The organism is Microbacterium sp. Cr-K32 (assembly GCF_000708345.1).
GTDB lineage: Bacteria > Actinomycetota > Actinomycetes > Actinomycetales > Microbacteriaceae > Microbacterium > Microbacterium maritypicum_A.
The window spans coordinates 158,959-177,651 of record NZ_JARD01000008.1; the positions used below are offsets into that span (position 1 = coordinate 158,959).

Here is an 18,693-nt window from a genome sequence, read left to right on the forward strand (position 1 = left end):
TCGACGGTGCAGACGATGCCGATTGTTCTACAACGTCAGGTGCGGTGTGATCGAGATCATGAAGGCACTGTTCAAAGCCGCAGCCGGTGCGGGACTCGAGCTCGTCGAGCGCCCCGACCCGACCGCCGGAACTGACGACGTCGTCATCCGCGTGCTGCGCACGGGGATCTGCGGCACCGATCTGCACATCCTCCGCTGGGACGAATGGGCGGCGTCCGCGATCGCCGCACCGCTGATCCCCGGTCACGAGTTCTACGGGGAGGTCGTGGAGGTCGGCCCTGGCGTGCGCGACATCGCCGTCGGCGATCGGGTCTCCGGCGAAGGACACATCGTCTGCGGCACCTGTCGCAACTGTCGAGCGGGTCGCCGCCAGATGTGCATCCGCACGATCGGTCTCGGTCTGCAGCGCGACGGCGCCTTCGCGGAGTACCTCGTGCTGCCCGCGGCGAACGTCTGGGTCCATCACTCGGAAGTGACCCCCGAGCTGGGGGCCATCTTCGATCCCCTGGGCAATGCCGTGCACACAGCGCTCACCTACCCACTCGTCGGAGAGGACGTGCTCGTCACCGGCTGCGGACCCATCGGGCTGATGGCGATCGCCGTCGCCCGGCATGCGGGAGCACGGTTCATCACGGCGACGGACGTCAGCGCGCCGCGTCTGGAGATGGCCCGCCGGATGGGCGCCGACGAGGTCGTCGACGTCTCGGTCCGCGACATCCGCGAAGCGCAACAGGCGCTCGGCATGCGGGAGGGCTTCGACATCGGATTCGAGATGAGCGGTGCGCCGTCGGCCCTCCCCGCCATGATCGACAACATGAACCACGGCGGTCGCATCGCGATGCTGGGTCTGCCGAGCGCGGGATTCGGCATCGACTGGGGCAAGCTCGTCACCCACATGCTCACGATCAAGGGCATCTACGGGCGCGAGATGTTCGAGACGTGGAACGCGATGGGGGCGATGCTGCAGACCAGCGCGACCCTGCGGGACGCCATCGGCCGCGTGATCGCGGAGCTCGTCCCCGTTCGCGACTGGGAACGCGGATTCGCCGCGGCCGAGTCTGCGGGAACAGGCAAGATCATCCTCGATTGGACGGAGCTGTGATGTACGGGACTTTTCAGAAGCATGTGTCGGATGAGCTGGCGGGCATCGAGGAGGCCGGGCTCACCAAGCATGAGCGCGGCATCCGCGGCCCCCAGAACGCGGAGATCACCGCCGATGGCGCAGAGGTGCTGAACTTCTGCGCCAACAACTACCTCGGGCTCGCCGATGACCCGCGCATCCTCGACGCGGCGACGACGGCACTGCAGGAATGGGGCTATGGACTTGCGAGCGTGCGCTTCATCTGCGGCACCCAGGAGCAGCACCTCGAGCTGGAGCGTCGGCTCGCCGACTTCCTCGGCACGGACGAAGCCATCCTGTACTCGTCATGCTTCGACGCGAATGGCGGCGTGTTCGAGACGCTCTTCTCCGCCGAGGACGCCATCATCTCGGACGAGCTGAACCATGCGTCGATCATCGACGGGATCCGGCTCTCGAAGGCGCAGAGGCTTCGCTATCGAAACCGCGACATGAGCGATCTCGAAGAGCAGCTGAAGGCGGCGGAGAAGGCCCGATTCCGGGTGATCGTGACGGACGGCGTGTTCTCGATGGACGGGTACATCGCGCCGCTCGCCGAGATCTGCGACTTGGCCGAGCGCTACGACGCACTGGTCTTCGTCGACGACTCGCATGCCGTCGGCTTCGTGGGGGAGAACGGTCGGGGGACGCCGGAGCTGTGCGGGGTCGCCGATCGCGTCGACATCTACACCGGGACGTTCGGCAAGGCGCTGGGCGGTGCATCGGGCGGGTACGTCGCCTCGCACGCCGAGATCGTGGCCCTGCTGCGTCAGCGCTCTCGTCCCTATCTGTTCTCGAACACACTCGCTCCCGCGATCGTGGCCGGAACCCTGACCGCCCTCGACCTTGTCGAGGGGTCCGCCGACCTTCGTGCGCGCCTGCGCCGCAATGCCTCCCTGTTCCGCGAGCGCATGACCGCCGAGGGATTCGACCTGCTCCCCGGGGAGCACCCCATCGTGCCCGTCATGTTCGGCGATGCGGCGAAGACGGCGAGGATCGCCAGGGAGATGCAGGAGCGCGGCGTGTACGTGACCGCATTCAGCTTCCCCGTCGTGCCGCGCGGGCTGGCGCGGATCCGCGTGCAGCTGTCGGCGGCTCACACACCCGAGCAGGTCGAGCGCTGCGTGGAGGCCTTCGTCGCCGCACGCGCTGTCGTCGACTGACCCTGCAACTGACCCTGCAACTGACCCTGCGACGGGCCCTGCACCTGACCCTGCGACAGAACCGGGGCTAGTTGCAAAGAAACCCTTGCAAAGAAATCTTTGCAAGGGTATCTTTGCATGCATGACGAACGAGACGCAGGTCAGGACTCTCGATGCCAGCGCCCTGAAGGCGCTGGCGCACCCGCTCCGGGTGAAGATCTTCGACATCCTCGCCGCGCGCGGTCCGCAGACCGCCAGTTCGCTCGCTGCACTCGTAGGGGAGACGTCGGGGTCGACCAGCTATCACCTCCGCGCGTTGGCTGCTCACGATCTCATCCGCGAAGTCGAGGGGCGGGGCACGGCGCGCGAGCGGTGGTGGGAACGGCCCAAGGGGCGCATCGACGTGCCCGGTCCTGACGAGATGTCTTCGCCGTCGAATCGGGCGGCTGCCCAGATCGTGACGTCGGAGTTCTTCCGTCTGCGGCACGAGACCCTGATGTCGTACCTCAACCGACCCCAGTCCGAGGTCCCGGAGGCGTGGCGCGATGTGGGGATCACCATCACCACGCACCTCGATATGACGCCGGAGCAGGCCATGTCGCTCCGCGAGGAGCTCGAGACCATCGTCGAGAGGGCCATCGAGCGCTACCGGGGCCAGACCGGACCCGATGTGCGACGCGTCTCGCTCCGCACCGAACTCTTCGACCTGCCGACGCCGCAGCACGCGACGCACGGATCCGGCGACGACATCCTGGAGGAATCATGACCAGCGCGACGCTTCACCTGGTGGCTCCGACGCAGACCGAACGCGGGCTGCTGCGACTCGCCGACCATCTCACCGCGTACGTCGAGCACCGCATCTCCCGACGTGCCGAGCGACGTGAGATCGCCCTCGACCTGCTGCGCGAGCAGCACACCCGCAGGCAGGATCCGCGCGCAGTCGATCACGCACTCGCACAGCTCGGCCTGACGCGGCGCTGAGGCGCAGCGCGGTCCCGGCCGGGACTCAGTCCTGGAAGGGACGGGCGACGATCTCGCCGGTCGCGGTCTGGAAGACCTCCCAGCCCGCGTCGAGCTCCGCGATCGCACGACCCTCCAGCCACGTGAGCGTCCAGTGGCCCGTGAGGCCCCGGGACTCGACCTCGGCGATCGCCGGCCGGAGGGATGCCGGGACGGAGGCCGGAGCCTCGGACCCGGCCGCCCAGCGCGTGCCCAGCTGCATCAGGAGGCCTCGACCGGGGCGAGCTCGATCGCGGTGACCGCGAACGCCTCGGCCTCGGTGAACTCGAGCTCGGCGATGCGGCCGACGGCGCGGAGGTCATCGGCTGCGGCACGGAGGGCATCGAGCTTCGCTGCGGGGGCGGCGATCGCCGCACGTGAGACCGGAGTCTTCTGCGAGGCCTTCGCCTCGGTCTTCGCGCGACGGATGCCGATCAGCGCCTCGCTGGCCGCGGCGAGCACGGCCGGGTCACCGTCGATACCGAGAGGCGTCGGCCACGCGGCGGTGTGCACGGACCCCTCCTCGAACCAGGACCACGACTCCTCTGCCGCGAAGGACAGCACGGGAGCCAGCAGGCGCAGCAGCGTCGACAGGGCCAGACGCAGCGAGAGCGCCGCGGATGCCTGCCCCACATCGGCCTGGTTGTAGGCGCGTTCCTTCACGAGCTCGAGGTAGTCGTCGCAGAACGTCCAGAAGAAGGCCTCGGTGAGCTCCAGAGCACGAGCGGCGTCATACCGCTCGAATGCCTTGGTCGCCTCGACCACGACGCCGTCGAGGGCTGTCAGCATCGACGCATCGAGGGCGTGCGTGACCTGTGCGCCGTCGGGCACGGGGAACGACAGCACGAACTTGGCGGCGTTGAGCACCTTGATGGCCAGACGACGACCGATCTTCACCTGCGTGGGGTTCTGCGGGTCGAATGCCGCGTCCATGCCGAGGCGGCTCGATGCGGCCCAGTAACGCACCGCGTCCGAGCCGTGGGCGTCGAGCACGTCGGCCGGGGTGACCACGTTGCCCTTCGACTTCGACATCTTCTTGCGGTCGGGGTCGACGATGAAGCCCGAGATCGCGGCGTTGCGCCACGGCGTCCTGTCGTCTTCGAGCGTCGAACGCAGCATGGTGGAGAACAGCCAGGTGCGGATGATGTCCTGGCCCTGCGGGCGCAGGTCGAACGGAGCGGTGAGCTGCCACAGCTCCTCATCACGTTGCCAGCCGCCCGCGAGCTGCGGTGTGAGGGACGAGGTCGCCCAGGTGTCGAGGATGTCGGCCTCCGCGTCGAAGCCACCCGGCACGCCGCGCTGGTCCACGGTGTACCCGGCGGGCACGTCGGTGGTCGGATCGATCGGGAGCGACGCCGCATCCGGGGTGAGCACGCGGTCATAATCGCGCTCGCCGTTCTCGTCGAGGGCGTACCAGAGCGGGATCGGCACACCGAAGAAGCGCTGACGCGACACGAGCCAGTCGCCCGTGAGACCGCCCACCCAGTTCTCGTAGCGCACGCGCATGAATTCGGGGTGCCAGGAGAGTTCCTCGCCGTGGGCGATGAGCTTGTCGCGCAGTTCGCCGTCGCGGGCACCGTTGCGGATGTACCACTGGCGCGTGGAGACGATCTCGAGCGGACGGTCTCCCTTCTCGAAGAACTTCACGGCGTGGTTGAAGGGCTTGCCGACCGCGGTCATGTCGCCGGTCGCCTGCAGCTTCTCGACGATGGCCTTGCGCGCACTGAAGACGGTCTTGCCCGCGATCTCCTCGGCGTACCAGGTCGCGGCCTCGGGATTCTCGACGGACGCCGGAGCCTCGGGCAGGAATCGCCCGTCCAGACCGATCGTCGTCATGTTCGGCAGGGACTCGTTCTCGGTGGTGCGCAGCTCGCGCCACCAGATGATGTCGGTCACATCACCGAAGGTGCAGACCATCGCCGCTCCGGTGCCCTTGTCGGGCTGCGCGAGGTGGTGGCCGTGGATCTCGATCTCGGCGCCGAAGAAGGGGGTCTTCACCCTGGTGCCGATGAGGTGCTTGTGCGGCCCCTCCGGATGCGTCACGATCGCGATGCACGCGGGGAGCAGCTCCGGGCGGGTGGTGTCGATCGCGATCGATCCCGAGCCGTCCGCGAACGGGAACTCGATCGTGTGATAGGACGCCTGCTGGTCGCGGTCCTCGAGCTCGGCCTGCGCGATGGCGGAGCGGAAGTCGATGTCCCACAGGGTCGGAGCCAGCGCCTGGTAGGCCTCGCCGCGCTCGATGTTGCGCAGGAAAGCGAGCTGGCTCTGTCGGATGGTGTCGTCGGAGATGGTGCGGTAGGTCTGCGTCCAGTCCACGCTCAGTCCGAGCTGGCGGAACAGCGCCTCGAACTGCTTCTCGTCCTCGATGGTGAGGCGCTCGCAGAGCTCGATGAAGTTGCGGCGGCTGATGGGCTGCTGGTCGGCCGCGCGGCTCGACTTGTTGTCGCCGCCCTCGAAGGGAGGAGTGAAATCGGGGGTGTACGGGAGCGAGGGGTCGCACCGCACGCCGTAGTAGTTCTGCACCCGTCGCTCGGTCGGCAGGCCGTTGTCGTCCCAACCCATCGGGTAGAAGACGGTCTTTCCGCGCATGCGCTCGAACCGAGCCTTCACATCGGTGTGCGTGTAGGAGAACACGTGTCCGATGTGCAGGCTGCCCGATGCCGTCGGAGGCGGGGTGTCGATCGAGTACACGCCCTCGCGGCCGGACTGCGCCGCGCGAAGGCGGTCGAACAGGTACGTGCCCTGCTCGGCCCAGGCGGCGTCCCACTTCGCTTCGAGGCCTTCGAGTGCGGGCTTGTCGGGAATCTGGTTCTGCGACGATTCGGAAGCAGGCATGAAGGTCTCCTCGAGCGATGTATGCGGCACTGTGTGAGCGTGCCTGAGTGTGGGTTGTGTCGAACAGTCTACCGAGCATCGGGGCATCGGCAGCCCGTCGCAGATCGACCCCGTCCAACAATCGGCCGTAGGATGGGATGTCCCGACCCGTTCGTCCAGAGGAACCGTCATGCCCGCAAGACCTGTGCGTCGTCTCCTGCCCTTCGCGGCGCTCGCCGCTGCCACAGCGCTGGTGCTCAGCGCATGCGCGGCTCCCGGCTCGGACGGCGAGGGCGGAGAGCTCGTGTGGTCCATCGAGGGCGCGAACCTCTCGGCCGGGCACATGGACCCGCAGGTGAGCCAGCTCGACGTCTCCGGCATGGTGCAGCGGGCGGTGCTCGACTCGCTGGTGTTCCAGGAGGCGGATGGAACGTTCAGCCCGTGGCTCGCGAAGAGCTGGGAGGTCTCGCCGGACAGCACGGAGTACACGTTCGTGCTCCGTGACGACGTGACCTTCACCGACGGCGAGAAGTTCGACGCCGCCGCGGTCAAGGCGAACTTCGACCGCATCGTCGATCCGGAGACGGCATCCGCGCAGGCGGCCAGCATGCTCGGCGCCGACTTCTATGAGGGCACCGAAGTCGTCGACGACTACACGGTCACGGTGACCTTCACGCAGCCGTACGCACCGTTCCTGCAGGCGGCGAGCACGCCGCAGCTCGGCTTCTACTCGCCGACCGTCCTCGCGAAGTCCGCGGACAAGCTCAAGGCGGGGGGACCCGACGTCACCGTCGGTACCGGTCCGTTCGAGCTCACCGAGTACACGCCGGACCAGGAGATCGTGTACACCCGCAACGACGACTATGCGTGGGGTCCGCATGATGCGAAGGCCCCGAAGTTCGAGACGCTGCGCGTGGAGATCCAGCCGGAAGCCTCGGTCCGCACGGGCGTGGTGACGAGCGGGGAGGCCGACCTGGCCAGCAACATCCCGCCGAACCTCGCGAAGGATCTCGGCGACGGCATCACGGTCGATTCGATCGAGTACCCGGGTCTGCCGTACTCGCTGTACCTGAACGAGAAGTACGGGGTGTTCGCGGACGAGAAGGTGCGTCAGGCCTTCGCGCGCGGCGTCGACATCGACGCGGCGGTGGAGGAGATCTACTTCGGCCAGTTCCCGCGCGCATGGAGCATCCTCGGCTCGACGACCCCGGGCTACGACGCGTCGCTCGAGGGCAGCTGGCCGTTCGACCAGGACGCCGCGAACGCGCTCCTCGACGAGGCGGGATGGACCGCACGCGACACCGACGGCATCCGTATGAAGGACGGCAAGCGGCTCTCGGCGCGATGGATCGCCTGGACTCCCGTTCCGGATGACCGCGCCGCTCTCGCGAACGCGATCCAGTCCGACCTCAAGGAGATCGGGTTCGAGGTCCAGCGCGAGGTGCTCGAACCCGGGGCCTACAACGAGCAGTACGAGCCCAAGACGTTCGATCTGACGGACTGGGGCTTCTCCGGCGTCGACCCCGATCTGCTGCGCAGCCACCTGCACACCGACGGGTTCCAGAACGCGTCGCAGGTGAGCGATCCCGAGATCGACGCATTGCTGGAGAAGGCCGTCGCGACCAGCGACCAGGACGAGCGCAACGAGCTCTACACCCAGCTGCAGCAGTGGAACGCGACGTATACGGCGATCGTGCCGCTCTACAGCCCGTCGGCGATCACCGCCGTCGGCGATCGCGTCGAGGGGCTGCAGTACGACCTGTACGGTCGACCGCTGTTCTACGATGTGACCGTCGGCTGAGCCGCCGGCTGAGCGGAGGGCAGGGGTGGTGAGGGCTGCTCTCGTCCGTATCGCCGGCCTCGCCGCGTCCGTCGTGATCGTCCTCTGGGGCGCGGCGACCGTCGCCTTCCTCGCCTTCCGGGTGATCCCGGGGGATCCGGTATCGGTGATGCTGGGGCCCCAGGCGCAGGTGAGCGAGGCGGTCAAAGAAGGAATCAGAGCCGATCTCGGGCTCGATCGCCCGCCGTTCGAGCAGTACCTCGGTTTCATCGGTCAGCTCGCTCGGGGAGACCTGGGAGAGTCGTACCAGCTGCGGATGCCCGTGACCGAGGTGATCGGGCGTCAACTCGGTGCGACGGTCCAGCTTTCGGTGCTCGCGCTCGTGATCGCCCTGGTGCTCGCGCTGTCCGTGGCGGTGCTCGTTCGCGGCAAGGCGGGTCGGACGGTCGCGGCGGCGGTCGAACTGGTGGTGCTCTCCTCCCCGGTCTTCTGGATCGGGCTCGTCCTGCTGAGCGTCTTCGCGTTCGGTCTGGGCTGGTTCCCGGTGTCGGGTGCTCGCAACCCCGCCACGATCGTGCTGCCGGCGATCACGCTCGCGCTTCCGGTGGCGGCGCTGCTCAGCCAAGTGCTGCGCGACGGGCTGATCCAGGCGGAGCGGATGCCCTTCGCCGAGACGGTGCGGGCTCGTGGGGCCAGTCCTTCGTGGTTCACGCTGCGGCATGGGCTGCGCCACGGCGCCGCCTCTGCTGTCACGCTCGCCGCCTACCTGACCGGATCCGTCCTCGGTGGGGCGGTGCTCGTGGAGACGGTGTTCGCCCGTCCTGGCCTCGGCCGGGTCACACTCGCCGCGATCAGCGACCGCGACCTTCCGGTGATCACGGGGATCATCCTCTTGAGCGCCCTGGTCTTCGTGGCGGTGAACCTCGTCGTCGAACTCGTCCATCCGCTGATCGACCCGCGCATCAGGGCTTCGCGATCGGGAGGTGTCCGATGAGGCGCGCGCAGCGGATGCTGCTGTGGGTCGCGATCCTGGTCCTCGCGGTGATCGCGTTCGCGGCGCTCTGGCCCGGTGTCCTCGCCACACACGATCCGCTGCAGACGGATGTACGCGCCGCCCTGCTTCCGCCGAGTACCGAGCATCTGTTCGGCACCGACCAGAGCGGACGCGACGTGTACTCGCGGGTCGTCTACGGTGCGGCGCGCTCGCTGGGCATCGGGCTCCTCGCCACCGGGGTGGCGCTCGTCGGCGGACTCGTCATCGGCGCGCTCGCCGGGGTCGCGCCGAGGGGCGTCGACACCACGGTGATGCGGGTGAACGACGTGTTGATGGCGTTCCCCGAGTTTCTCGTCGCGCTCGTCGTCGTCGCCGTGCTGGGCCCGGGACCGGTGAACATCGCGATCGCGGTGACGCTGGCCGCCGTGCCCGTCTACGTCCGGCTGGCCCGAGTGCAGACGCAGACTCTCCGCGTCGCCGAGCACGTCGAGGCGGCGCGCATCCTCGGGGTGCCACGGATGCGCGCATTCACCCGGCACGTGGTTCCGGGAGTCCTCGGCGCGCTGAGCGTGCTCGCCACCATCGGTATCGGCTCCAGCATCCTGGCAGCGGCCGGGCTCAGCTTCCTGGGGCTCGGCCCGTCGGAGCCGACTCCCGAGTGGGGACTGATGCTCGCCGGTGGGCGCAACGTCCTCGGGCAGGCCTGGTGGATCTCGCTGTTCCCCGGCATCGCGATCACGCTCACCGTGGTGGCGGCGACCGTCGTGGGGCGCATCCTGCGCGCTCGCGGAGACGGGAGGATCGCATGAGCGTCGCCCTGGAAGTGCGCGGGCTGCGGATCGCATTCGACGGGAACCCGGTCGTCGATGACGTGTCCTTCGCCGTCGACCGCGGCGAGTGCATCGCGATCGTGGGGGAGTCCGGCGCCGGCAAGTCGCTCACGGCTCGTGCGCTGCTGGGACTGACTCCCACGGACGCCGACGTCTCGCTGGACCGGCTGGTCGTGGACGGGACGGATGCGGCCGGGCTGTCCGAGCGCGCGTGGCGCGAGCTGCGCGGGGCCGGGATCGCGCTCGTCTCCCAGGACGCCCTGGTCTCGCTCGATCCCCTGCGACGGATCGGGGCAGAGATCGCCGAGCCGCTGCTCTTGCACCAGATCGTCCGGGGACGGGCGGCGAGGGCGGAGCGGGTGCGGGAGCTCCTGGCACGGGTATGGATGCCCGACCCCGAACGCCGCTCCCGACAGCACCCGCACGAGCTCTCCGGTGGACTCCGACAGCGAGCACTCATCGCCTCCGCGCTCGCCGCGGATCCCGCCGTGCTGGTGGCGGACGAGCCGACGACTGCTCTCGACGCGACCGTGCAGGCACGGGTCCTCGGTCTGCTGCGCGAGATCGTCGAGGCGGGAACGGCACTCGTGTTCATCAGCCACGACTTCGCGGCCGTCCGACGGATCGCCGATCGCGTCCTGGTGATGAGGGGTGGGGTCGTCGTGGAGTCCGGTCCGGTGACCGAGGTTCTCGAGAACCCCCGGCATGAGTACACGAAGCAGCTCATCGCGGCGACGATCCATGAACCACGCGCTACGGCCCCCGCGGATTCCTCGACGCTGCTGATCGCCGACGAGGTCTCACGGAGCTTCGATGCCGTGCCTGCGGTCGTCGATGCCTCCTTCGCCCTGAAAGACGGACGGACGCTCGGCATCGTCGGGGAGTCGGGGTCCGGTAAGACGACGCTGGCGCGCATGATCGTCGGAGTCGACGCTCCGGACGCCGGTACGCTGCGGTGGACATCGCAGCGCCGGGTGCAGCTCGTGCACCAGAATCCGCTCGGAGCGTTCGACCCGCGATGGACGATCGGCCGTTCGTTGCGAGAGGGGCTGGAAGCGGGCGGGGTGCCTCGCGCTCAGCGGGCTGCGGGCGTCGCCCGACTCCTCGCCGAGGTCGACCTCGCCCCGGAGCTCGCCGACCGGCGTCCGAGCGCGCTCTCCGGCGGACAGCGGCAGCGGGCGGCCATCGCCCGCGCGCTCGCCGCCGACCCGGAGGTGTTGGTCCTCGACGAACCTGTCTCGGCCCTCGACCCCTCGGTGCGGGAGCGGGTGCTGCGGCTGCTCGCGCGGGTGCAGCAGGAGCGGCAGTTGACGATGATCCTCGTCTCCCACGACCTCGATGTGGTCGGAGCGGTCGCCGACGAGGTGCTCGTGATGCAGGACGGACGGATCGTCGAGCAGGGCACCACTGCAGAGGTGTTCGGGGCGCCGCAGCATGCGTTCACCCGTGAGCTGCTCGCCGCGAGCGGCCCTGCCGAGCTCTGATCAGACGTCAGTCCTTGATCTGGATGCCGATGCCCGCCGCGATGACCGGCGCGAGCTGCTGCACCTGGAATGACGTGAGAGTCGCTCCGCGGAGGCTGTTGGCATCGAGGAAGGCGACAGTGTCGAGGCCACGCAGGTCGAGGTCCTTCGCCCGCATACCCCGCGAATCGACCTCGTCGGTCGACGTGGCGGTGAATCTCGCGCGCGTCAGCTCGGCCTGCGGCATGTCGATCGTGCGGATGGCGCAGCCGGAGATCCCGAGATCGGTGACCTTCGCCGCACCGAGGTTCAGGTAGTCGATGCGCACGTCGCGCAGCTCGAGCTCCGAGATGCGCGACTCGCTCAGGTCGAGCGTGCCGATACGGCCACCGCTGATCCGCACCCGCCGCACGCCGGCATCGCGCATGCGGAGCGAGGCGATGCGCACACCCGGCATGTCGACGTCGACGACCGTCGCTCCGGTGAGATCGACCGTGTCGGCGTCAGCGCTCACCACGCACTGCTCGAGCGTCGAGTAGGCGAGATCGACGGTGCCGCTCAGGTCGAGCCGGGCGGCGATCAGGTCGGCGCTGCGTCGGGGAACAGCGGGCTCGAGCACGGGCGGGAGGTCGGGGTCGGTGATGCGGGGAGGAGCGGGGGACTCGGGGGTGCGGGCCATGGTCCGAGCGTAGGGCGCGCCGACGACATCGCGCACCGAGAGCGGGGCGCCGGGCGCCGGAGAGGAGAGCGGCGTCCTGAGGGGATGCGCACGCGTACACTGGGGGGAAGAGCATCGATCCGGCCATCACCGGGGAGCTCTCGGAAGAACGGCGCGGCCCTCGGGCGGTGCTCAGTAGAACCGAGCGGGGCAGGCCCGTCACAGCCGCAGTGAGAGTGGTCGCGTCGCAAGGCGCGGCACGCGAGGTGGTACCGCGGTCCGTGAGGGTCGTCCTCGCAGGAGCATCCGCCACGACGACCACTGCGAGACACGATGACCTACCCCCGTTCCTCCTTCGGCCCCGCCGCCGACTCCGTCGCGCCCAGCCCCCGCTTCCCGCAGATCGAGGAGGAGGTGCTCGCGTTCTGGAAGACGGACGACACCTTCCGCGCCTCGATCGCGCAGCGTGAGGGCGCGCCCGAGTGGGTGTTCTACGACGGCCCTCCCTTCGCGAACGGCCTGCCGCACTACGGCCACCTGCTCACCGGATACGCGAAAGACGTGTTCCCGCGCTTCCAGACCATGACGGGTCATAAGGTCGACCGTGTCTTCGGCTGGGACACGCACGGCCTGCCCGCAGAGCTCGAGGCGATGAAGCAGCTCGGCATCACCGAGAAGGCCGAGATCGAGGAGATGGGCATCGACGTCTTCAACGCGAAGGCGAAGAGCTCGGTGCTCGCCTACACGCACGAGTGGCAGGACTACGTCACCCGTCAGGCGCGCTGGGTCGACTTCGACCGCGGTTACAAGACGCTCGACCTGGGCTACATGGAGAGCGTGCTGTGGGCGTTCAAGACCCTGTACGACAAGGGCCTCGCTTACGAGGGATACCGCGTCCTCCCGTACTGCTGGCGCGACGAGACCCCGCTCTCGGCGCACGAGCTGCGCATGGACGACGACGTCTACCAGATGCGCCAGGACCCCTCCGTGACAGTGACCTTCCCGCTCACAGGCGCCAAGGCCGAGGCGCTCGGCCTCACCGGTGTGCGCGCCCTCGCATGGACCACCACGCCCTGGACCCTGCCGACCAACCTCGCGCTCGCCGTCGGTCCCGACATCGAGTACGTGGTGCTGCCGGCCGGACCCCACGGTGCGGCGGACGTGCATCAGGCCGCGGGGACGACGGACGCCGCCGTCGAGGCGTCGGCCCACCGATACCTGCTCGCAAAGCAGCTCATCGGAGGCTATGCCAAGGACCTCGGCTACGAGAGTGCCGATGACGCGCTGGCCGCCGTCGATGCGACCGTGCGCGGTGCCGAGCTGCAGGACGTCACCTACGACCGGCTGTTCGACTACTACGCCGACACCGAGACGTACGGCACCGAGAACGCCTGGCGCATCCTGGTCGACGACTACGTCACGGTCAGCGACGGCACCGGCATCGTCCACCAGGCTCCGGCCTACGGTGAGGACGACCAGCGGGTTGCCGGTGCTGCCGGAATCCCGACGATCCTGTCGCTCGACGACGGCGGCAAGTTCCTCCCGAACGTCACCGACGTCGCGGGTCAGCTCTGGATGGACGCGAACACGCCGCTCGTGCGCCTGGTCCGCGAGAACGGTCGGCTGATCCGCCTGCAGAGCTACGAGCACTCGTACCCGCACTGCTGGCGCTGCCGCAACCCCCTGATCTACAAGGCCGTGTCGAGCTGGTTCATCCGCGTCACGGACATCAAGGACGACATGCTCGCGAACAACGAGCAGATCACGTGGGTGCCGGAGAACGTCAAGCACGGACAGTTCGGCAAGTGGCTCGAGGGCGCGCGCGACTGGTCGATCAGCCGCAACCGCTACTGGGGCTCGCCCATCCCGATCTGGAAGAGCGACGACCCCGCGTACCCGCGCGTGGACGCGTACGGGTCGCTGGAGGATCTGGAGCGCGACTTCGGCACGCTGCCGCGCAACCCCGAGGGCGAGGTCGACCTGCACCGGCCGTACATCGACGACCTCACGCGTCCGAATCCGGACGACCCCACGGGGAAGAGCACGATGCGCCGCATCGAGGACGTCTTCGACGTGTGGTTCGACTCGGGCTCGATGCCCTACGCGCAGGTGCACTACCCGTTCGAGAACCAGGAGTGGTTCGACTCGCACGCGCCGGCGGACTTCATCGTCGAGTACATCGGCCAGACCCGCGGCTGGTTCTACGTCATGCACGTGCTGTCGACCGCGTTGTTCGATCGTCCGGCCTTCACCGGCGTCAGCTGCCACGGCATCGTGCTGGGCAGCGACGGCTACAAGATGTCGAAGTCGCTGCGCAACTACCCGGACGTGTCCGAGGTGCTCGACCGCGACGGCTCCGACGCGATGCGCTGGTTCCTGATGTCGAGCTCGGTGCTGCGCGGTGGGAACCTCGCGGTCACGGAAGAGGGCATCCGCTCGGGGGTCCGCGAGTTCCTGCTGCCGCTGTGGAACTCGTGGTACTTCTTCGCCACGTACGCCAACGCCTCGGGTGCCGAGGGCTACCAGGCCGAATGGCGCACGGATTCCACCGACGTGCTCGACCGCTACATCCTGGCGCGTCTGGGTGACCTGGTCCGGGAGGTGCGCGCCGATCTCGAGGGGCTCGACTCCACCACCGCGTCCGCGCGGCTGCGCGACTTCGCCGAGGTGCTGACGAACTGGTACATCCGTCGCTCGCGCGACCGCTTCTGGACGGGCGTGACGGAAGACCCGAAGAGCCGCGAGGCCTTCGACACCCTCTACACCGTGCTCGAGACGCTCACCCGTGTGGCGGCGCCTCTCGTGCCGCTCGTCAGCGAGCGCGTGTGGCAGGGCCTGACCGGCGGTCGCAGCGTGCACCTGACCGACTGGCCGGACGACACGCAGTTCCCGGCAGCGGACGAGATCCGTGACGCGATGGACGCGGTGCGCGAGCTGTCGAGCGTCGGCAACGCGCTGCGCAAGAAGGAGAAGCTGCGCGTGCGCCTGCCCCTCGCCCGCTTCACGGTGGTCTCACCGCTCGCGGCGTCGCTCGGACAGTTCGAGGACATCCTCCGTGAGGAGCTCAACGTGAAGTCGGTGGAGCTCGTCACACTCGCCGATGACACGGCGGCGGAGTACGGCATCGCGCACCGCTTGAGCGTCAACGCCCGTGCGGCGGGTCCGCGCCTCGGCAAGGAGGTGCAGAAGGCGATCCAGGCGGCGCGCTCCGGTGACTGGAGTGAGGTCTCCGGTGTCGTGACGGCAGGTGGCATCGTCCTCGAGCCGTCGGAGTACGAGCTCGTGCTCGAGACGACCGGCCGCCCGGAGGGGGAGGCCCTGGCCATCGTCCCGACGGGTGGCTTCGTGCTGCTCGACACCAGGACGACCCCGGAGCTCGAGGCCGAGGGACTCGCGCGCGATGTCATCCGCGCCGTGCAGGAGACGCGCAAGAACGCCGACTTCGACGTCAGCGACCGCATCCAGCTGGTCCTCCGGTTCCAGGACGACGTGGACACCCAGGCTGTCGTGTCGGCGTTCGACCTGGCCGGCATCGCGGCAGAGACTCTCGCCGAGGAGTACTACGTGATCGACGCGCAGGGAGACTCGATCTTCGGACACGGAGCGGTCCTGGCCGCGGCTGCGGGAGTGACGCCCGAGTTCTCCGCGGTCATCCCCGCCGGGACATATGCCAATGCCGGCGACTTCACGATCGCCGTCACCAGGATGGGAGCGGGAGCATGAGTGACAAGGACAGGGCGGATGCCGTCTACGAGGCCCTGCTGAGCCGCGCCGGAGAGCGCTGGGTGCAGCCGCGCAAGGAGCGCACCGCCCGCATCCTCGCGTTCCTCGATGACCCGCAGCGCACGTACCGCGTCGTGCACATCACGGGTACGAACGGCAAGACGTCGACCGCGCGGATGATCGAGAGCCTCCTGCGGGCGCACGATCTGCGCACGGGACTGTTCACGAGCCCACATCTGGAGCGCTTCACCGAGCGGATCATGATCGACGGCGAGCCCATCGCCGATGAGGCCGTCGCGGATGCGTGGGACGAGATCGAGCCGTTCGTCGACATCGTCGATGCCGAGCTCGACGCCGCGGGTGATGCTCCGTTGACGTTCTTCGAACTGCTGACCGTGCTGGCGTTCGTCGCCGTGGCCGATGCGCCGATCGACGTGCTCGTGCTCGAGGTGGGCATGGGCGGGGAGTGGGACTCCACGAACACCGCCGACGGCGACGTCGCGGTGTTCGCGCCGATCGACATCGACCACGCCGACCGTCTCGGCAGCACGATCGCCGAGATCGCCGAGGTCAAGGCCGGCATCATCAAGGAGGGCGCGGCCGTGGTGTCCGCCCAGCAGCCCGCGGAGGCGGCCGAGGTGCTGCGTCGCGTGGCGGCGGAGCGCAACGCGACCATCGCGTTCGAGGGCGAGGAGTTCGGTCTCACCGAGCAGAAGCTCGCCGTCGGCGGCCAGTTGCTCACGATCCGTGGCCTGGCGGGGGAGTACACCGAGGAGTACCTGCCGCTGTACGGCGCTCACCAGGGGCACAACGCCGCTCTCGCAGTGGCCGCCGTCGAGTCGCTGATCGGCGGTGCCACCCAGCGCATCGCCGCGGACATCGTGACGGCGGGTCTGCAGGAGAGCACGTCACCGGGCCGGCTGCAGTTGCTCGGCATCGCCCCGACCGTGATCGTCGACGCGGCTCACAACCCGCACGGCGCCAAGGCACTCGCGCAGGCTCTGGACGACAGCTTCGACTTCGACGAATGGGGCCTGGTGCTCGGTGTGCTCGCCGACAAGGACGCCGCCGGCATCGTCGCCGAACTGGCACCGGGAGCGGCGCACGTGTTCGCCACCGCTCCGGATTCGGATCGCGCGAGCGATGCGGATGCGATCGCCGACCTCGTCGAGCAGGCCGGACAGCGGGCGACCGTGCACCACTCGCTGGCCGACGCCGCCGACGCCGCGCGCGAGTGGGCCGCATCCTCCGATCGACGCGCGGTCATCATCGCGGGCTCCGTGGTGCTCGCCGGAGAGGCGATCGCCCTGGCGCAGGACGAGGACTGGAAGGCGGGGTGGCGCGCATGAGCGCCGACGCGACACCGGCTCGCCGTACCCGCCGGCCGCGCCCGCCGCGCACGCTCGTGCAGAAGCTCGCACCTGTCGTGCTGGGTTTCGAGGCCATCGTGGTCTTCCTCGTGGGCCTGACGATCTTCGGGCTGCGGCAGCTTCCCGACGGTATCGAGCAGTGGTGGGCGATCGTCGCCGGGGCGGTGGTCGCGCTCGCCTGCATCGCGATCGCCGGGATGATCACGAAGCCCTGGGCGATCACCGCCGGGTGGGTCGTGCAGGCACTCGTCGCCCTATCGGCGTTCTTCGTTCCCTCCATCCTGCTCGTCGTCCTGATTTTCGGCGGCATGTGGGCGTATGCGACCATCGGAGGGGCCCGATTGGACGCACGACGCCCGGCCGGACCCACGACCGAGACTCAGACCACGCAGATCTCAGACACAGAGAGTGAATGACATGGCCACCGAAGAAACCCTCGTCCTCGTCAAGCCCGATGGCGTCGCTCGCGGCCTCACCGGCGCGATCCTCGCCCGCATCGAGGCGAAGGGCTACGCCCTCGTCGATATCCGTCTGGTGGAGCCCGACCGCGACCTGCTGGCCGAGCACTACGCCGAGCACGAGGGCAAGCCGTTCTACGAGCCGCTGCTCGAGTTCATGCTCTCCGGCCCCTCGGTCGCCATCCGTCTCGCGGGCAACCGCGTGATCGAGGGCTTCCGCTCGCTCGCCGGCACCACCGACCCGACGACCGCTGCGCCCGGCACGATCCGTGGCGACTTCGGTCGCGACTGGGGCCTCAAGGTGCAGCAGAACCTCGTGCACGGCTCGGACAGCCCCGAGTCGGCCGCGCGCGAGCTCGGCATCTGGTTCGACTGAGAACCCGTCCGCACGCGAAAAGCCCGCACGCCGAGTCTCGGCGGGCGGGCTTTCCTCGTCTCCGCCGTCGGCGGAGCGGAGGATCAGAAGATCATGCCGATGACCTCGCCGAGGAGATCGAGGCCACGCAGCTGAGCGAGCAGGATGACGACGGCGTACGCGAGGATCGTCGCGAGCGGGACCCAGGCCATCAGCCTCTCGGCGCGGGCCTTCGTCTTCTCGTTGCTGGTGAAGGTGCCGTTGCGGGTGAGGTGCAGCATCGTCGCGAAGAATGTGGGGATGGTGACCGACCAGGTGAGCATGCACCAGGGGCAGAGAACGCCGAGGTTGGGGGCGTAGATGCTCTGCCAGATCAGCCAGCACACGAGGCCGAAGGCGAAGGTGACCCCGGCACCGAAGGTCAGCCAGAACCACCGCGGGAAGCGGGATCCCGCGAGCAGGGCGACGCCGACGAACAGCGGCGCCATCCAGCCGGCGATACCGAGAATCGGGTTGGGGAAGCCGAAGACCTCGCCCTGCCAGGATTCGAGGTTCTTCCCGCACTGGATCATCACGCTCACGTTGCAGCTGAGGACGGCGTCAGGGTTGGCCGCCAGGACGAACTTCTCGACAGTGAGCTGGAAGGCGGCGAACCAGCCCACCACACTCGCGATGATCAGCCAGACGGCGTAGATGACGGGGCGGGTGCGCTGCTCGCTCATACTGGGGATTATCCCAGCGACTGCTATGGATGCGGCGAGAACAGGCCGGAGAAATGTCCGGCCCGGATGACGGGATGCCGCGAACGGAGCCACTTGGTGCGATAATGGCCTGTGATGCGATGAACGGCGTTGCCGCGACACGCGTCGAGCAGACTTCGGGGTCCAATGCCCCACGCGATCAGAGCTATGAGCCGGTCGCAGACCGAGTGAGTTCGCGGCACCTGCGGGTACCGCATGAGATTTCACGGAACACCGAGTGTCCCGT

The 18,693-nt window shown here is 68.6% G+C and carries 16 protein-coding genes; 12 read left to right on the forward strand and 4 right to left on the reverse strand.

All coding sequences use genetic code 11. The features are described 5' to 3' along the window. Positions 1-58 precede the first annotated feature (58 nt). The 4 genes from tdh to GZ64_RS0102125 all read left to right on the forward strand — a co-directional run bounded on the left by tdh (position 59) and on the right by GZ64_RS0102125 (position 3,240). Positions 59-1,102, forward strand: a complete 1,044-nt coding sequence (tdh, locus tag GZ64_RS0102110) for an L-threonine 3-dehydrogenase (protein ID WP_029258193.1) — start codon at positions 59-61, stop codon at positions 1,100-1,102. Further along, a complete protein-coding gene (locus GZ64_RS0102115) occupies positions 1,102-2,280 on the forward strand; it encodes a glycine C-acetyltransferase (protein ID WP_021201500.1) in 1,179 nt (392 codons plus the stop codon). The genes tdh and GZ64_RS0102115 overlap by 1 nt, the downstream gene beginning before the upstream one ends. A gap of 121 nt (positions 2,281-2,401) precedes the next feature. After that, a complete protein-coding gene (locus GZ64_RS0102120) occupies positions 2,402-3,025 on the forward strand; it encodes an ArsR/SmtB family transcription factor (protein ID WP_029264956.1) in 624 nt (207 codons plus the stop codon). Continuing rightward, positions 3,022-3,240: a hypothetical protein gene (locus tag GZ64_RS0102125; RefSeq protein WP_029258190.1), complete on the forward strand. Its 219-nt coding sequence runs from the start codon at positions 3,022-3,024 to the stop codon at positions 3,238-3,240. Before GZ64_RS0102120 ends, GZ64_RS0102125 begins: the two co-directional genes overlap by 4 nt. 25 nt (positions 3,241-3,265) lie before the next feature. On the opposite strand, the gene GZ64_RS0102130 is transcribed toward GZ64_RS0102125, so the two are convergent. Next, entirely contained in the window at positions 3,266-3,481 is a 216-nt protein-coding gene (locus GZ64_RS0102130; protein WP_029258189.1) for a hypothetical protein, read from the reverse strand. Continuing rightward, positions 3,481-6,096 carry a valine--tRNA ligase gene (gene valS, locus GZ64_RS0102135; RefSeq protein ID WP_029264957.1) on the reverse strand — a complete coding sequence of 872 codons (2,616 nt, stop codon included), beginning with the start codon at positions 6,094-6,096 and terminating at the stop codon, positions 3,481-3,483. The genes GZ64_RS0102130 and valS overlap by 1 nt, the downstream gene beginning before the upstream one ends. Before the next feature lie 169 nt (positions 6,097-6,265). On the opposite strand from valS, the gene GZ64_RS0102140 reads away from it, so the two are divergent. From GZ64_RS0102140 to GZ64_RS0102155, 4 genes are read left to right on the forward strand one after another with little or no spacing between them, the layout of a single operon-like run. Next, on the forward strand, positions 6,266-7,876 hold the full coding sequence (locus GZ64_RS0102140) for an ABC transporter substrate-binding protein (protein ID WP_029264959.1): 1,611 nt from the start codon (positions 6,266-6,268) through the stop codon (positions 7,874-7,876). A 28-nt stretch (positions 7,877-7,904) separates the two neighbouring features. Then, complete coding sequence (locus tag GZ64_RS0102145; protein WP_231479808.1) at positions 7,905-8,849, forward strand: ABC transporter permease; 945 nt, start codon at positions 7,905-7,907, stop codon at positions 8,847-8,849. Then, a complete protein-coding gene (locus GZ64_RS0102150; protein WP_029264960.1) occupies positions 8,846-9,658 on the forward strand; it encodes an ABC transporter permease in 813 nt (270 codons plus the stop codon). The genes GZ64_RS0102145 and GZ64_RS0102150 overlap by 4 nt, the downstream gene beginning before the upstream one ends. Continuing rightward, positions 9,655-11,163, forward strand: coding sequence for an ATP-binding cassette domain-containing protein (locus tag GZ64_RS0102155; protein ID WP_029264961.1), 1,509 nt, complete (start codon positions 9,655-9,657; stop codon positions 11,161-11,163). The genes GZ64_RS0102150 and GZ64_RS0102155 overlap by 4 nt, the downstream gene beginning before the upstream one ends. Positions 11,164-11,170: 7 nt before the next feature. On the opposite strand, the gene GZ64_RS0102160 is transcribed toward GZ64_RS0102155, so the two are convergent. Further along, the gene (locus GZ64_RS0102160) at positions 11,171-11,821 is read right to left on the reverse strand and encodes a pentapeptide repeat-containing protein (protein ID WP_029260165.1); all 651 of its coding nucleotides are present in this window, start codon (positions 11,819-11,821) and stop codon (positions 11,171-11,173) included. A 312-nt stretch (positions 11,822-12,133) separates the two neighbouring features. Here GZ64_RS0102160 and ileS point away from each other — a divergent pair, with 312 nt between their 5' ends. The 4 genes from ileS to ndk are packed head-to-tail and all read left to right on the forward strand — an operon-like array spanning position 12,134 to position 17,727. Next, on the forward strand, positions 12,134-15,523 hold the full coding sequence (gene ileS / locus GZ64_RS0102165) for an isoleucine--tRNA ligase (protein WP_029260166.1): 3,390 nt from the start codon (positions 12,134-12,136) through the stop codon (positions 15,521-15,523). Then, the gene (locus tag GZ64_RS0102170) at positions 15,520-16,872 is read left to right on the forward strand and encodes a bifunctional folylpolyglutamate synthase/dihydrofolate synthase (protein WP_029260167.1); all 1,353 of its coding nucleotides are present in this window, start codon (positions 15,520-15,522) and stop codon (positions 16,870-16,872) included. Before ileS ends, GZ64_RS0102170 begins: the two co-directional genes overlap by 4 nt. Continuing rightward, positions 16,869-17,309: a DUF4233 domain-containing protein gene (locus GZ64_RS0102175; RefSeq protein WP_208323550.1), complete on the forward strand. Its 441-nt coding sequence runs from the start codon at positions 16,869-16,871 to the stop codon at positions 17,307-17,309. Before GZ64_RS0102170 ends, GZ64_RS0102175 begins: the two co-directional genes overlap by 4 nt. Before the next feature lies 1 nt (position 17,310). Then, entirely contained in the window at positions 17,311-17,727 is a 417-nt protein-coding gene (gene ndk / locus GZ64_RS0102180; RefSeq protein ID WP_017830321.1) for a nucleoside-diphosphate kinase, read from the forward strand. 83 nt (positions 17,728-17,810) lie between these two features. Here ndk and GZ64_RS0102185 read toward each other — a convergent pair whose 3' ends face one another. After that, the gene (locus GZ64_RS0102185) at positions 17,811-18,428 is read right to left on the reverse strand and encodes a vitamin K epoxide reductase family protein (RefSeq protein WP_029260169.1); all 618 of its coding nucleotides are present in this window, start codon (positions 18,426-18,428) and stop codon (positions 17,811-17,813) included. Positions 18,429-18,693: the final 265 nt, after the last annotated feature.

What these genes read in the sequence shown, in the direction of transcription:
- GZ64_RS0102175 (WP_208323550.1), top strand. Translation starts at nt 16,869, where the DNA reads ATGAGCGCCGACGCGACACCGGCTCGCCGTACCCGCCGGCCGCGCCCG.
- GZ64_RS0102155 (WP_029264961.1), top strand. Translation starts at nt 9,655, where the DNA reads ATGAGCGTCGCCCTGGAAGTGCGCGGGCTGCGGATCGCATTCGACGGG.
- tdh (WP_029258193.1), top strand. Translation starts at nt 59, where the DNA reads ATGAAGGCACTGTTCAAAGCCGCAGCCGGTGCGGGACTCGAGCTCGTC.
- GZ64_RS0102115 (WP_021201500.1), top strand. Translation starts at nt 1,102, where the DNA reads ATGTACGGGACTTTTCAGAAGCATGTGTCGGATGAGCTGGCGGGCATC.
- valS (WP_029264957.1), bottom strand. Translation starts at nt 6,096, where the DNA reads ATGCCTGCTTCCGAATCGTCGCAGAACCAGATTCCCGACAAGCCCGCA.
- GZ64_RS0102160 (WP_029260165.1), bottom strand. Translation starts at nt 11,821, where the DNA reads ATGGCCCGCACCCCCGAGTCCCCCGCTCCTCCCCGCATCACCGACCCC.
- GZ64_RS0102140 (WP_029264959.1), top strand. Translation starts at nt 6,266, where the DNA reads ATGCCCGCAAGACCTGTGCGTCGTCTCCTGCCCTTCGCGGCGCTCGCC.
- GZ64_RS0102125 (WP_029258190.1), top strand. Translation starts at nt 3,022, where the DNA reads ATGACCAGCGCGACGCTTCACCTGGTGGCTCCGACGCAGACCGAACGC.
- GZ64_RS0102120 (WP_029264956.1), top strand. Translation starts at nt 2,402, where the DNA reads ATGACGAACGAGACGCAGGTCAGGACTCTCGATGCCAGCGCCCTGAAG.
- GZ64_RS0102170 (WP_029260167.1), top strand. Translation starts at nt 15,520, where the DNA reads ATGAGTGACAAGGACAGGGCGGATGCCGTCTACGAGGCCCTGCTGAGC.
- ileS (WP_029260166.1), top strand. Translation starts at nt 12,134, where the DNA reads ATGACCTACCCCCGTTCCTCCTTCGGCCCCGCCGCCGACTCCGTCGCG.
- ndk (WP_017830321.1), top strand. Translation starts at nt 17,311, where the DNA reads ATGGCCACCGAAGAAACCCTCGTCCTCGTCAAGCCCGATGGCGTCGCT.
- GZ64_RS0102185 (WP_029260169.1), bottom strand. Translation starts at nt 18,428, where the DNA reads ATGAGCGAGCAGCGCACCCGCCCCGTCATCTACGCCGTCTGGCTGATC.
- GZ64_RS0102150 (WP_029264960.1), top strand. Translation starts at nt 8,846, where the DNA reads ATGAGGCGCGCGCAGCGGATGCTGCTGTGGGTCGCGATCCTGGTCCTC.
- GZ64_RS0102130 (WP_029258189.1), bottom strand. Translation starts at nt 3,481, where the DNA reads ATGCAGCTGGGCACGCGCTGGGCGGCCGGGTCCGAGGCTCCGGCCTCC.